This is a genomic window from Limnothrix sp. FACHB-881 (assembly GCF_014698135.1).
In the GTDB taxonomy this organism is placed as follows: Bacteria; Cyanobacteriota; Cyanobacteriia; order CACIAM-69d; family CACIAM-69d; genus CACIAM-69d.
In genome coordinates, this window is record NZ_JACJSN010000010.1 from 94028 (window position 1) to 106817 (window position 12790).

At 56.8% G+C, this 12790-nt stretch carries 13 protein-coding genes; 8 read left to right on the forward strand and 5 right to left on the reverse strand.

Features of this window, described 5'->3' with window-relative positions; all coding sequences use genetic code 11:
- Window positions 1–6: 6 nt before the first annotated feature.
- From H6G52_RS11195 to H6G52_RS11200, 3 genes are read left to right on the forward strand one after another with little or no spacing between them, the layout of a single operon-like run.
- Entirely contained in the window at window positions 7–369 is a 363-nt protein-coding gene (locus H6G52_RS11195) for a response regulator transcription factor (protein WP_099534967.1), read from the forward strand.
- A gap of 29 nt (window positions 370–398) precedes the next feature.
- Window positions 399–533, forward strand: coding sequence for a hypothetical protein (locus H6G52_RS18795; protein WP_255508523.1), 135 nt, complete (start codon window positions 399–401; stop codon window positions 531–533).
- A 57-nt stretch (window positions 534–590) separates the two neighbouring features.
- Window positions 591–1487 (forward strand): tetratricopeptide repeat protein, encoded by an 897-nt coding sequence (locus H6G52_RS11200; protein ID WP_199312338.1) that lies wholly within the window; start codon window positions 591–593, stop codon window positions 1485–1487.
- 108 nt (window positions 1488–1595) lie between these two features.
- Here H6G52_RS11200 and H6G52_RS11205 read toward each other — a convergent pair whose 3' ends face one another.
- Window positions 1596–2402, reverse strand: coding sequence for a tetratricopeptide repeat protein (locus H6G52_RS11205; RefSeq protein ID WP_190528339.1), 807 nt, complete (start codon window positions 2400–2402; stop codon window positions 1596–1598).
- A gap of 97 nt (window positions 2403–2499) precedes the next feature.
- Between H6G52_RS11205 and H6G52_RS18800 the strand changes: the two genes are divergently transcribed.
- The 3 genes from H6G52_RS18800 to argS all read left to right on the forward strand — a co-directional run bounded on the left by H6G52_RS18800 (window position 2500) and on the right by argS (window position 5348).
- Window positions 2500–2631, forward strand: a complete 132-nt coding sequence (locus H6G52_RS18800; protein WP_255508524.1) for a hypothetical protein — start codon at window positions 2500–2502, stop codon at window positions 2629–2631.
- Window positions 2632–2844: 213 nt separating this feature from the next.
- Window positions 2845–3375 (forward strand): pentapeptide repeat-containing protein, encoded by a 531-nt coding sequence (locus tag H6G52_RS11210; RefSeq protein WP_099534969.1) that lies wholly within the window; start codon window positions 2845–2847, stop codon window positions 3373–3375.
- A 218-nt stretch (window positions 3376–3593) separates the two neighbouring features.
- A complete protein-coding gene (argS, locus tag H6G52_RS11215; protein WP_190528382.1) occupies window positions 3594–5348 on the forward strand; it encodes an arginine--tRNA ligase in 1755 nt (584 codons plus the stop codon).
- Between the two features lie 74 nt (window positions 5349–5422).
- Here argS and H6G52_RS11220 read toward each other — a convergent pair whose 3' ends face one another.
- The 4 genes from H6G52_RS11220 to ftsH2 form a co-directional block, all read right to left on the reverse strand.
- On the reverse strand, window positions 5423–6385 hold the full coding sequence (locus H6G52_RS11220; RefSeq protein WP_190528384.1) for a glycosyltransferase: 963 nt from the start codon (window positions 6383–6385) through the stop codon (window positions 5423–5425).
- 410 nt (window positions 6386–6795) lie between these two features.
- Window positions 6796–7911 (reverse strand): phospho-N-acetylmuramoyl-pentapeptide-transferase, encoded by a 1116-nt coding sequence (gene mraY / locus H6G52_RS11225; protein WP_190355623.1) that lies wholly within the window; start codon window positions 7909–7911, stop codon window positions 6796–6798.
- Window positions 7912–8163: 252 nt separating this feature from the next.
- Window positions 8164–8427 (reverse strand): hypothetical protein, encoded by a 264-nt coding sequence (locus H6G52_RS11230; protein WP_190528341.1) that lies wholly within the window; start codon window positions 8425–8427, stop codon window positions 8164–8166.
- Between the two features lie 62 nt (window positions 8428–8489).
- Window positions 8490–10382: an ATP-dependent zinc metalloprotease FtsH2 gene (gene ftsH2, locus H6G52_RS11235; protein WP_099534971.1), complete on the reverse strand. Its 1893-nt coding sequence runs from the start codon at window positions 10380–10382 to the stop codon at window positions 8490–8492.
- A gap of 611 nt (window positions 10383–10993) precedes the next feature.
- On the opposite strand from ftsH2, the gene H6G52_RS11240 reads away from it, so the two are divergent.
- Window positions 10994–11548: a late competence development ComFB family protein gene (locus H6G52_RS11240; protein ID WP_099534972.1), complete on the forward strand. Its 555-nt coding sequence runs from the start codon at window positions 10994–10996 to the stop codon at window positions 11546–11548.
- A gap of 193 nt (window positions 11549–11741) precedes the next feature.
- On the forward strand, window positions 11742–12398 hold the full coding sequence (locus H6G52_RS11245) for a sigma-70 family RNA polymerase sigma factor (protein WP_190355621.1): 657 nt from the start codon (window positions 11742–11744) through the stop codon (window positions 12396–12398).
- Window positions 12399–12790: the final 392 nt, after the last annotated feature.

Consider the following 12790-nt stretch of genomic DNA (forward strand, 5'->3'; position numbering starts at 1 on the left):
GATGTCGTGAGTAAGGTGCTAATTGTCGATGACAGCGCAACGATGCGCGAGATGATTGCCGCACTCCTCCAAAAACACGGCATGACGACGGTTTTGGCGGGCGATGGGGTAGAGGCACAGGTGCAATTTGAGGCCAGTGCTCCGGATTTGGTGATCACAGACATTGTGATGCCCCGGATGAATGGCTATGAATTTTGTCGTTGGATGAAGTCGGATAACAACCGAAAGGATGTGCCCGTGGTGCTTTGCACCAGCAAGAGCGAAGAGTTCGATCGCTACTGGGGCATGAAACAAGGGGCCGATGCTTACATCGCCAAGCCCTTCCAACCGGAAGAGCTGATTGACACGGTGCGGCAACTGTTGAAGTAGCACCTGAAGGAGCGTCTGGAATCTTGAAATTGGGCCAATCCCCTCCCTGGCAACACCTGCGATCGCGCGGAATTTCAGGGATGTTGGGCGATCGAGTCTTGAACCCAACCCAGTTTTGTGCCCCTGTTCACCCGCCACGCCGGATTAACCGCCCGCCGGATTAATTCAGGTTGCTAAGATGGCCTTGCGATCGTTGTCAGCAGCATTGGATAAACAGGACTGTGAGCAAACTGGGCAAACTGAGCTTGAAACAACAGAGCATCCGAGCGCTCCAGGTTCTGGCTGTGCTTTGGGGTTGCATGGGGCTATCCATGCCGGCCCGGGCGGAAGTGTTGCTGCCCTATGCACCGCCAATTGATCCCCAGTGGTCTGAGCAGGCTTTGGATCTAGCCCAAGATGCGGCGCGTTTGGTGCAGTTTGAGCAATACGATGAGGCCCTGGCCCGCATTCGAGTGGCGGCCTATCTCGCTCCCAAAAATCCGCAAGTTTTGCGATTGATGGGCGGGTTATATCTCCAATCTCAGCAAATCGATCGGGGCATTCAGGTGCTGGAATCGGCCCGGGCCTTGGCTCCGGAAGATCCATCGGTGTTGTTAGCGTTAGGGTCGGCCTACGGGCAACAGAAGCGCTGGGATGAGGCGCTAACCACGTTGCAGGCGGGCCTCAAGCTTCAGGACTCGCCCACGGGCCGGTTTGACTTGGGGAATGTCTACCTAACCATGGGCCGGTTTCAGCAGGCGATCGAGCAGTTTCGGCAAGCGGTGACCCTGGAAGCACGGATGTGGCCAGCGGTGAACAATATCGGCTTGGCGCTGTATGAGTTGGGCGATCGGGAAAGTGCCCTCAAGGAGTGGGAAGCTGCTTTGGCCGTGGATCCAACCGCCGCAGAACCCAAACTGGCGATCGCTGCGGCCACCTACACCGCTGCCGGTTGCCAAAGCCAAGCCCGAGACCCCAACTGCCTGAAGGGGTTGGCCCTGGCCCAGGAAGCTTTGGACACCGATGAGCGCTATGCGGATTTGCAGTACCTGAAGGACAACCTCTGGGGCACTCAACTGTTGAAGGATGCACAAGTGTTGCTTGATCGCCTCAAGCGCGATCGAGCTGCCGCTCGCTAAATGCCAGTTCGCTCAACTTCAACTCGCTCAATTTCAACTCGCTCAACTTCAACGCAATCCAGCAGGGATGGACAATGCCAGTTCTCGCCCGCTGGATTGCTCTAGAGGTTAAAGCTTGAGGAATTTTTCTAGGGCGGTCACCATGGCGGGCGGCCAACGGCGCACCTTCGCCACCCACTCCAAGTCCTTATAGCGCCGATCGAGACCCACCACCGAGACCCACTGGCTTTCGGCCTCGCCCCGATCGCCCGCATCCCACAGGGCCGCCGTCAGGGCCGCCCGCGCATCGGCAAAGGTGGGATATTTCCGCACCAAATTCCGCAACAGGCGCAAGGCCTCCGCCCGATCGCCCACCTGGAACAGGGCGAGGGCATGGTTCACCCGGGCGATCGCAAAATCGGGAGCCAAGCGCTCCGCCTGGGCATAGTCGTCAACCGCGATCGCCCATTGGCCAAGGCCCGCCTCCGCGTTGCCCCGGTTGTTGTAGGCGGCCGCATCATTGGGATCCAATTCCAACACATGGTCATAGTCCGCGATCGCCCCCGTCAAATCGCCCGCATTCTCCCGAGCCGCCCCCCGATTCAGGTAGGGATCCGGCGCATTGGGAGCACGGCTAATCGCTTCGTTATAGTCCGCGATCGCCTCCTGCAGCCGGTTTTGGCTGGCGCGGGCATTGCCCCGGTTGCTCCAAATTTCCGCATTGTCGGGAAAAAGTTCCAAAATTTGCGTCCAATAACGCTCGGCCTGGGCAAATTGCCCGCCATTGGTGGCCTCAAAAGCTTGGTCAAACAGCGATCGCGCGGCCTGAACGCGGGCTTCAAGGGGCAACTCATCGGCCAAACTCGGCATTGGCACAATTGCCCAACTGGCACAAATCAGGAATCCTATCAGCCCGATCGCCAAACTGCGCCCCATTCCCTGCAAGCATTGCCATTGAAAGCGTTCAGCCCCTTCTGACTCAAGCCCCCCCTGGACTTGGAGCCAACGGACAGTTACGAATTGAGATATCGGTTTGAATACTGTCCCGCAAGCGATCCGGGCGAACTGGCGATCGGGTTGTATTGACCCAGAGCGACTCACCCGGTTGCCCATCGCGGTCACCGCCGATCGCCCCTGTGGTTCCCTGCGGTGCTCCCTGTGCTGACCTTGACCCGAACCCCATTGACGACCGGTCACGATCGAGCCAGCCAAGGCCAACAACAGTTGGAACAAGCGTAAAACTCGCATAGGTTGGAACTCTGGGGGACACCGATAAGCATCCTAGCGCGATCGTTCCCTGCCATTACAGCCGTTTCACCGATGTCTGCCTAAGGCGTGTACCCTGTCCATCCTTGCCGATTTGCTGAGAGGTCAACCCATGAAAACGTCCCATAAAACTTGGACTGCCGCGATCACCTTCCTGTTGGCAGGCAGCTTGGCCAGCGTGGCCTGGGCCCAAAACACCACCGATCCCCAGCAGTTCATCAGCGGCAGCGCCCGCAGTTGCCAAGGTTGCGATCTTCAGGAAGCCAACCTCAGCGGCATCAGTCGGGTCAATGCGCGGCTGCGTCAGGCCCAACTGCAACTGGCCAATCTTTCCGACAGCAACTTCGAGGGCAGCTACTTCACCTGCGCCAACTTGGCCAGTGCCAACCTGCGCAACACCAAGCTGCGGTTTGCCAATTTTGTGGATGCCAACCTCAGCGGAACTGACCTGCGGGGAGCTGATCTGCGCAATGTGGACTTGGGCGGGGCGATCGTGGACGAAAACACCAACTTTGAAGGGGCCAACCTTGAAGGGGCCAAGCTTTGGGATTCTGCAACCCTCTACCGCTCCGGTGTCGATTTACGGCGGATTCCCCGCAACGTTGAAGGCGATCTGGAGCGGGTGCGCTGCCGGAATCGCTAGGGCCAGCAGTCTAATTAGCCCTAGCTAACCCGATCGCAACTGACCTAGCCAACAGAATCCGGCTTGCGGGCGGCCTCGCTCTCCCCCAATTCCAGTAAAATCTTCTATTGCCCTTTGCTCTTCGCGCGCGGGGAACTCCACGTTTGGCCGCGGCCGAACGCCCCGCGCCTTATCTTGTGGGCGAGATTTTTTTCTGGAAACCGTTCCCCTTTTTGCCGGTGAAAGACGCGATCGCCCGCCTTCGTTCAGCCCTGGAAACCGCCCTGGTCAAGGCCTTTGGCCCGGAGTTGGTTGGCACGGATCCGATGCTGGTTCCGGCCAGCAATCCCAAGTTTGGGGATTACCAAGCCAATGTGGCCCTGTCCTTAGCGAAACAGTGGGGCAAGCCACCGCGCGAGGTCGCCAGCGCGATCGTGGCGGCCTTGGCAATCGAGGATTTCTGCGAACCCCCTACCATTGCGGGGCCGGGCTTCATTAACCTGACCCTCAAGGCCGACTACCTGTTGGGGCAATTGCGATTGAGCCAAGGGAGCGATCGACTGGGCATTGACCCCGTAGCGCAACCGCAGCGCATTTTGGTGGACTTTTCCAGCCCCAACATTGCCAAGGAAATGCATGTGGGCCATTTGCGCTCCACGATCATTGGCGATGTGCTGGCCCGGGTTTTGGAGTTTTTGGGCCACGACGTGTTGCGGCTGAACCATGTGGGCGATTGGGGCACGCAGTTTGGGATGTTGATTACCCATCTGCGGGAAGTGGCCCCGGAAGCCCTCACCAACGCCAATGCGATCGACCTGGGCGATCTGGTGGCGTTCTATCAAAAAGCGAAAAAGCGGTTTGATGAGGACGAGGATTTCAAAGAGCGATCGCGCCAAGAGGTTGTGCGCTTGCAGGGCGGCGATCCCGACAGCCGCCGCGCCTGGCAATTGCTCTGCGATCAATCGCGGCGGGAATTCCAAAAAATCTACGACCTGCTCGATATTCAACTCACGGAACGGGGAGAATCGTTCTATAACCCCCTGCTGTCGGAGGTGGTGAGCGCCCTGGAAACGGCGGGCCTGCTGGTGGAGGATGCGGGGGCCCGCTGCGTGTTCCTGGACGGTTTTGTGAATAAGGACGGGAACCCGCTGCCCCTGATTGTTCAAAAGTCCGATGGGGGCTACAACTACGCCACAACGGATTTGGCCGCCATTCGCTATCGCACCACCCAAGACCGGGCCGATCGAATCATTTACGTCACCGATTCGGGGCAAGCAAACCACTTTGCCCAGGTGTTCCAGGTGGCCGAGCGGGCAGGCTGGGTTCCGGCGGGAGTGGAACTGGTGCATGTGCCCTTTGGTTTGGTGCTGGGTGAGGACGGCAAAAAGCTGAAGACCCGATCGGGAGATACACCGAAGCTGAAGGATTTGTTGGCGGAGGCGATCGATCGATCGCAGGCCGACGTGGAACAGCGGTTGCAGTCAGAAGAGCGCAGTGAAACTCCCGAGTTCATTGAGCAGGTGGCGCAAATTGTGGGCCTCAGCGCGGTGAAATATGCGGACTTGTCCCAAAACCGCACCAGTAGCTATGCCTTTAGCTACGACAAAATGTTGGCGCTTCAGGGCAACACAGCACCCTATATGCTCTATGCCTATGCCCGGATTCAAAGCATTAGCCGTAAGGGTGAAATTGATTTCCAGAACTTGGACAGTACCGAACTCATCCTCAGTGACGAGAGCGAATGGGCATTGCTCAAGCATCTTTTGCGACTGGATGAGGTTCTAGAGGCGATCGCGGCGGAATTGATGCCCAATCGTCTCTGTGAATATCTTTTTGAACTGAGCAAAAAATTCAATAAATTCTATGATCGCTGCCCGGTTTTGAATGCCACAGAACCCGATCGCACTTCTCGATTAGTGCTCTGCGATGCCACGGCACGCACCCTGAAACTGGGGCTGAATTTGTTGGGTATTGCAGTGCTCGATCGAATCTAAGCTCATCAATTCCGAGCCAAGTTAACAAGCTAATTGGTTATCTCAGAAGCGAACCCAAAAGGTTCAGCAACAGTTCATTTCAATGCCTCAAATGGCTCAATCCAGTCCGCGCGATCGGGTAACTGGGCCCGCACTTGCCCACGCCAACGTTCACGACTGCCCAACAGTTCAATGGGCGTTGATAGGGCATCGAGCAGGGAGCCTTTTTTAAACAGCCAGCGCCCAAAAGCCAGGGGCAACTCTCGCAGGCTCCAGCGCACCCAACGGCGCAATTCCTGGCGGGCCGATCGACGACGCATCAGCGGCACACCATGCAACTGGTGTAGGTAGCGATTGGAGCGGCCATAGCGCCGCCATTGACTGGCAAATTCCTGCCAGGTGGCCCGATGGCGGTGTTCCACAATAGCCCCCGGCGCAAAGGCGATCACCCAATCCGTGGCCTGTTGCATCCGCCAACACAAATCCGCATCGCCTCCGGTGGTCAGATAAGGACGAAATAGCCCGATCGCCTGGAAAACTTCTCGCCGCACCGCCAGGTTCGCCGTTTGGCCATAGGGCAAGAAGGGATGGTCGATCGTGTGTTTTTGCGAGAGGGTTTCTTGACGATCGGCATAGCGTTCTAGCAGGGTATGGCCCGGCAGGGACGTGATTTCCCCAGCCACCATCCCAGTCGCGGGATCGGCAAAATCTCCAATCAGCGATCGCAGCCATTGCGGTTGAGGGCGACAGTCCGCATCCGTAAACACCAGAATTTCCCCCCGCGCTACCCGAATTCCCCGGTTCCGCGCCGCATAGGACGACTGAATCGTCAATTCCTGAAGAGGATGCAGTTGCCATCCCCGATCGCTAGCCATTTGCTGGGCCCGCTGCAGCCAATCCCAGGAGCGATCGCCGCTGCGATTGTCCACCAGAATAAATTCCACTTGGCTGGGGGGATAGTCCTGAGCCAACAGGCAATCAACCAAGGGAGGCAAGTCCGCCTCGCCGTTATAAATCGGCACAATCACGGACACCATGGGCCAAGACTCCGGCTCCATGGCAACGGTCGATCGCCCCTCTGCGCTCACCGGTTCCCTCGAATCCAGATCAGAATCGTCCATGCTTGCTAGAACGCCAAGGAACATCCAAAAATCATGCTGCTTAACCAATGGGCTTGATGCTCTGACTCAATTCGCTGACTCAATTCGCTGGTTTATCCAGGCCATCGGCTCGATCGGTCAGGCGATCGCCACAGCCCCGACAGCTTGCCCCCTTCAGGATACTGTTGAGTTTGCCATTCCACGGGATGATTGCCCCACAAAAAACGGGGCCCGGGGCCCCGCAATCTCAGGCGTTATTTAAGGTATCGTTTCAGGCGTTTCTGAGGGTTTGAGTCTTGGATGGCAGGGAATTGCGCTAGCAACCAGATCAATTGCAATTGCAATTGCAACTGCAACGAAGGGGATGCTCAACGCCACCAGAGTCCCAGAGCACCAAGGGCCGCAGCCACCAGATAAAACGTGGAAACCACTTGCAATTCTGACCAGCCAGAAAGCTCAAAATGGTGATGCAGCGGGGCCATCTTGAAGAGCCGCTTGCCCTTGCCGTCCGGGCCTTTGGTGGCTTTGTAATAGCTCACCTGCAACACCACCGAGAGGGTTTCAGCCAGGAACACCCCGCCAACAATGGCCAAACTCCAGAGCGAGTGGGTCAATAGGGCCACGGCAGCCAACGCACCGCCAAGGGCCAAAGATCCCGTATCGCCCATGAACACGCGGGCTGGATTGCGGTTATAGGCCAAAAAACCCAGGCAGGCTCCCGACAGGCAAGCACAGAAGAGACCCAGGGCCGGAGAAGTGGGGTAAACAATCGCTCCCAGGCTCAAGAGGGCGATCGCCCCAGTGCCGCCCGCCAGTCCATCCAAGCCGTCGGTGAGGTTTGTAGCGTTGCTTTCCGCCACCAGGGTGAACCAGCCGATCGGGAAAAACAAAATTCCCAAGGGCAGCGCAAACCCCAAGGGCAGGGCCACCGTTGTTAAATCCCAAGATTTTGTCAGCCCCAACCAGAGGCAAAACAATCCACCAAACAGCACTTGCAGCGCCAGCTTTTGGCGCGGGGTAATGCCTTTATTCGATTTGCGGCGCAAGACCTGCCAATCGTCAATCCAACCGATGAAACCGTAGGCCAGGGTCAAGGCTCCCACCGCCAGTGCATCGGCCCACTGGGAACCAGACCAACCGCAACCTATTCCTAAAAGTAGGGTCAAGACCACGGCCGTGGGCACAAAGAAGATGCCGCCCATGGTGGGGGTTCCCGCTTTCACAAAGTGGGATTGGGGGCCATCTTCTCGAATCACCTGGCCGGTTTTGAGACGGCGCAACAGGGGCACTACCCAAGACCCGATCGCAGCGGTCACAGCGGCGGCTGTCACCAGCGGCAAGGTGAGCGATTCCAGGCCGTAGGGCGATCGCCCAGACAGACCGTCGATTGTCACTGCGGCAGCGCTCAGGCAACCCGTCAGCAGCAAAAATAGCTGCGTGCCGGTTAGTGCAAAGGATTTTTGAACTGGAAATTTAGCATCCACGACAAAACCAGTAACTCACTCGTCACACCACACACACACCATCTGTCCAAGCATCGCTTCTATCCGTGCCGCGTTCCCGATTTAACGTTTTCCATCATTCCCTGACTCCCTGGAGGTAGACCCTGGGCATCGCGCGAAGATGGTCGTTAACGGTGTTGCAGCATGGGCGATCACGATGTTAGGAAACCGCGCTGAGGGGCTAAAACCATGACCCGTTTGATTAGATACGGGATGGGCAACCTTAGGCGCTCATTAAAGCACGAATCCTGATGATCGGCGATCCGCTCCTTGGAATTCCGAACCCGGATCGACTGGCAAAATCCTCATCAAAAATCCATTAAGAATTGTTGTGGCACAGGATCGGCCAATTGCCAATGCTGAATTTTGATCCTGCACTGCTGATCCCAATCGCTCGAAAAATCCAGTCGATCGCCCCTGTTGGTTAATCACGCCCAGGTGTTGCTCGGGGCGATCGGGCAGGCGATCCCGCAAAAAAGCCGGGAGCGATCGCCCCATGGGTCAATCGCTCCCGGTCATTTCATTGAGATTGTGGCTTACGTCCTCAAGGTTGGCTCAGCCTAAAACACCAACTGGGTCGAGGCCTGTTCCTTGTCCGGAATCGTGGTGTATTCGGCCAGAATTTGGCGGAACTCATCACCATCGATCGTTTCCTTTTCCACCAGCAGATCCACCAGGCGATCGATCGCCGTCCGGTTTTCGCGAACGATCCGCTTGGCTTCCAGATAGCAGTGATCCACGATCGAGCGCACTTGGGCATCCACCCGGGCTGCGATTTCTTCGGAATAGTCCGATCGGGTCAGCCAGTCGCGACCCAGGAACACCTCAGACGATTGGGTCTCCAGGGAAATTGGGCCAATGTCCGACATCCCAAAGCGGGTCACCATTTGCCGAGCCATGTTGGCCACCTGTTGCAAGTCGCCGCCGGCCCCGGTCGTCACTTCCGCATCACCGAAGATCACATCTTCCGCCGCACGACCGCCCAAAGCACCGGAAATCCGAGCCATGATTTGCGATCGCGAAATCAGCATCTGATCTTCGCTGGGGGTGAACCAGGTCAGACCGCGAGCTTGACCGCGCGGGATCAGGGTCACCTTCTGCACCGGGTCGTGGTGCTTCATCAGCGTCCCCACGATCGCGTGGCCAATCTCGTGGTAGGCAATCAGGCGCTTGCTCTTGCTATCGACCAAGGGCGTGCCTTCCATCCCAGCAATCACCCGATCGACCGCATCATCGATTTCCTGCATCGTGATTGCGTCCTTGCGGCGGCGAGCCGTCAAGATAGCCGCTTCATTCAGCAGGTTCGACAGGTCAGCCCCCGTAAAGCCAGGAGTCCGACGGGCGATCACCTCTAGGGAAATTTCATCCGCCAGCTTTTTGTTACGGGCGTGGACATTCAGGATTTCCACACGGCCCTTCACATCCGGCGCATCCACCGTCACCTGGCGATCAAACCGGCCCGGTCGCAGCAGGGCCGAATCCAACACATCTGGGCGGTTAGTTGCTGCGATCACAATGATCCCCGTGTTGCCCTCAAAGCCGTCCATTTCGGTCAGCATTTGGTTCAGGGTCTGCTCACGCTCATCGTTACCGCCGCCGATGCCTGCGCCCCGTTGGCGACCCACCGCATCAATTTCATCAATGAAGATGATGCAGGGGGCGTTTTCCTTAGCTTTTTTGAACAGGTCGCGCACGCGGGAAGCGCCCACGCCCACAAACATTTCCACAAATTCCGAACCGGAGATGCTGAAGAACGGTACGCCCGCTTCCCCGGCGATCGCCTTGGCCAACAGGGTTTTGCCGGTTCCCGGAGGGCCCACCAACAACACGCCCTTCGGAATTCGTGCGCCCACCGCCGTAAAGCGTTCCGGCTTCTTCAGGAAGGTAACAACTTCTTGCAGTTCTTCCTTGGCCTCGTCCACGCCGGCCACGTCATCAAACATCACGCCGGTTTTGGCTTCCATTTGGAACCGGGCCCGCGACTTGCCAAATTGCATGGCTTGGCCAGGGCCACCGGGGACATTGTTCGATCGCCGGAACAGGAAAAACAACCCCGACAGCAACAAAATCGGGAACACCAAATTCCCCAGGAGACCCCACAGGGCCCCATCGTTGCGCATCGGGTGCGAATCCAGGTTCACCCCAGCTTCGCGCAGCTTGGCAATCAAGTCTGGCGCGGCCACGGGCAAATCAACCCGCAAACGCTGAAGACGACCATCCAGCTCGGGATCGACAGCCTCGACAATCGCCGTGCGGCCACCCTCATACAGGTCAACTTCAACAATCCGGCCTGCATCCAAATATTCTAAAAAGCGGCCGTAGGTCATCCGGGTATTCGCCGCGTTTTTACCCATGTCTGCTGTGGGGCCCGAAACTGCGCCCTGCCATAGGAAAAACCCTACGATCAGGACGGGCAACGTCCACAGCAGCGCGACTCTCCAAGAGAATTTCATCTGATGAGTTGCCCCTCAATCAATGCCTGTTATGTGCCTGTTATGCGGCTCGGGCGATCCCGAGTCTTAACCAAATGTAACTTACTGTTAAGCAGCCAGCAACCGAACTCAGTTTGGTTCGGTTCCGGTGGTGCCCCGCGTCGATCGGGGAACTTGCTCCAAAACCACTGCCATGACTGGGTTTGATGCCTTGAGGAGCTAGTTACAATTACTTAGCGGGCGATCGCTTGCCTGCCGTTCCCTGAGATTGAGGGAGAAACCAGCAAGGTTAAATGGGAGCGGGGTAGCCATCGGCCGTAGGGTTAAGTTGGCAAACGTCAAATTAGCAGCGGAAAATTGTGAAAGAATGGCCACCCAAAAATAGTGATTAAAAAAATGGTGATGGAAAACGTTTGCCTCTAGATTGGATTTCTAGATCAAACCGTTTCTAGACCGGTGTGAGTGGCTACGGCAGAAAATCGCACCGCACCTCCAAATCATCATTACGTCAAATCATCATTACGTCTTGAGGGAGGGATTAGGTCGCTGGCTTTCCGCGCATACTTTACCCTGTCTATAAGTCCCGTCAATCTGACCCCGACTGACCTCGAATCCTGGTATCACGCAGAGTTATGAGCATCGAAAAAATTGTTGAACAAGCGTTACGCGATGGCTATTTGACTCCGGCCATGGAAGCGGAAGTGGGGCGGATTTGCGATACAGCTTCCGAGTTATCGATCGAGGAGTATATGGCTCTCGATCGATTGATGGGTGCATTGCTGACTGGTGAAGTGGTTGTGCTGCCGCGCAAGCAATTTATCAACGTCATGGAAGAATTGGTGCTCACGGAGGCCATTACCCGAGTCGCGGAAATTGAAACCACCAGCGATCGGGCTTTGGATGTGGGCGATATTGCTGCCTATGCCCTCAATCGCTTGCCGCCCCTCTACGCCACCACCGAGGAGGGAGCCAACTACCAACGCCAACGGGCCAAGGAACAGCTCCAAGACCTCATTGCCAGCCAAGTGAACGAAGCCATTGTTCACAGCCAATCCAAGCCGGAATTCTTCCCGGAGCGGCAACCCCTTGGCAAGCCCAGCGGCGATGTGCTCTCGCAAGTTAGCGCCCTGTTGCAATCTTCGGCCCCGGCCTTCGAGGCCGATGTGCCCGGTAGTACCAAACGCTAGGCCCCGGTTATTCAATTCGTTTTGCCCGTCGCTGCTGGTTCTCAGTCCCGCGACGGGTTACCGCTAGCCGCCAAAGCTTGCGCCAAAACGGGTGATTTTAGACCTGAGCGATCGCAAAATCCTTAAGCCAGGAACTCTGAAGACCACCCCCGCGTCTGGAAAGCATGGGATATCCATCAACCCAGATGCGCGTATGAGCTACTCCCCGCCCGTGCCCTGGTCCAAGATCGAGGCCGCCTTGCCCCAAACGCCTGTGCCGCCTCAGAAATTATCAAGCACTGATTTGGTGCTGCGTTGCCAAGCAGGCTTGCAGCCCGATCGGGCTGCTTTTTCAGAACTGCTGCGGCGCTACCAGCCCCATGTGGATCGCGTGCTGTATCACCTTGCGCCGGACTGGTCCGATCGGGCAGACCTCGCGCAGGAGGTGTGGTTGCGGGTCTATCGCCACCTCCACCGCCTCAAGGAGCCAGAAAAGTTCCGGGGATGGTTGAGCCGCATTGCCACCAATTTGTTTTATGACGAATTGCGCAAACGGAAGCGCGATCGGGCCCCCGTCTCCTTAGATGCCACGCGGCAACTGGACGATGGCGAACTGGATTGGGAAATTGCCTCCCCTGACCCCAGCCCCGAAGAGAACCTATCCTCGCAAGAGTTCTACGAGAAGCTGCGAGAGGCGATCGCCGATTTGCCTGAAGCCTTCCGCACCACGATCATTCTGCGGGAAATTGAAGACTTGCCCTACGAGCAAATTGCGGAAATGACCGGGGTTTCATTGGGCACAGTGAAATCGCGAATTGCTCGGGCCCGGGCCCGCTTGCAAACGCAACTGCAAAATTACCTCAATCACTAGTGCTGAGCCATTAATCTCAATGGACTAAGCCAGTGGTTTGAATAGGGGCTGGAGTTAGGGCTTGAATTGGGATTTGAATTGCGGAGAAGTTTGAGGTTGTATTCGCTACTCCGTATACTCAAAAAACGGGTTGAATCGGTAAAGTTCCGGTTGCTTGGATGTTCCAATGAGAACTTGCCAAATACCCAAGAAAAAACCGAGCGAAGTCATCAGGAAATCAGCGATCGAATGCTGATCATTGAAAGCGTTTCAGGGTAGAAATCTCGGTTCCTAAAGATTTAGACTAAAGCTGGAACCAATTAGCAGGTTCCAAGGTCTTGTGTGATTGAACGGTGTGTCGCGAGTGCTGTTGTGATTGGTTTGTTAAGGGCTGTGGTGCTGCTATGACTTCT

Coding starts and splice junctions, on each gene's coding strand:
- H6G52_RS11205 (WP_190528339.1), bottom strand. CDS start 2,402: ATGGGGCGCAGTTTGGCGATCGGGCTGATAGGATTCCTGATTTGTGCC.
- H6G52_RS11230 (WP_190528341.1), bottom strand. CDS start 8,427: ATGGGGCGATCGCTCCCGGCTTTTTTGCGGGATCGCCTGCCCGATCGC.
- H6G52_RS11240 (WP_099534972.1), top strand. CDS start 10,994: ATGAGCATCGAAAAAATTGTTGAACAAGCGTTACGCGATGGCTATTTG.
- H6G52_RS11245 (WP_190355621.1), top strand. CDS start 11,742: ATGAGCTACTCCCCGCCCGTGCCCTGGTCCAAGATCGAGGCCGCCTTG.
- H6G52_RS11210 (WP_099534969.1), top strand. CDS start 2,845: ATGAAAACGTCCCATAAAACTTGGACTGCCGCGATCACCTTCCTGTTG.
- H6G52_RS11220 (WP_190528384.1), bottom strand. CDS start 6,385: ATGGAGCCGGAGTCTTGGCCCATGGTGTCCGTGATTGTGCCGATTTAT.
- ftsH2 (WP_099534971.1), bottom strand. CDS start 10,382: ATGAAATTCTCTTGGAGAGTCGCGCTGCTGTGGACGTTGCCCGTCCTG.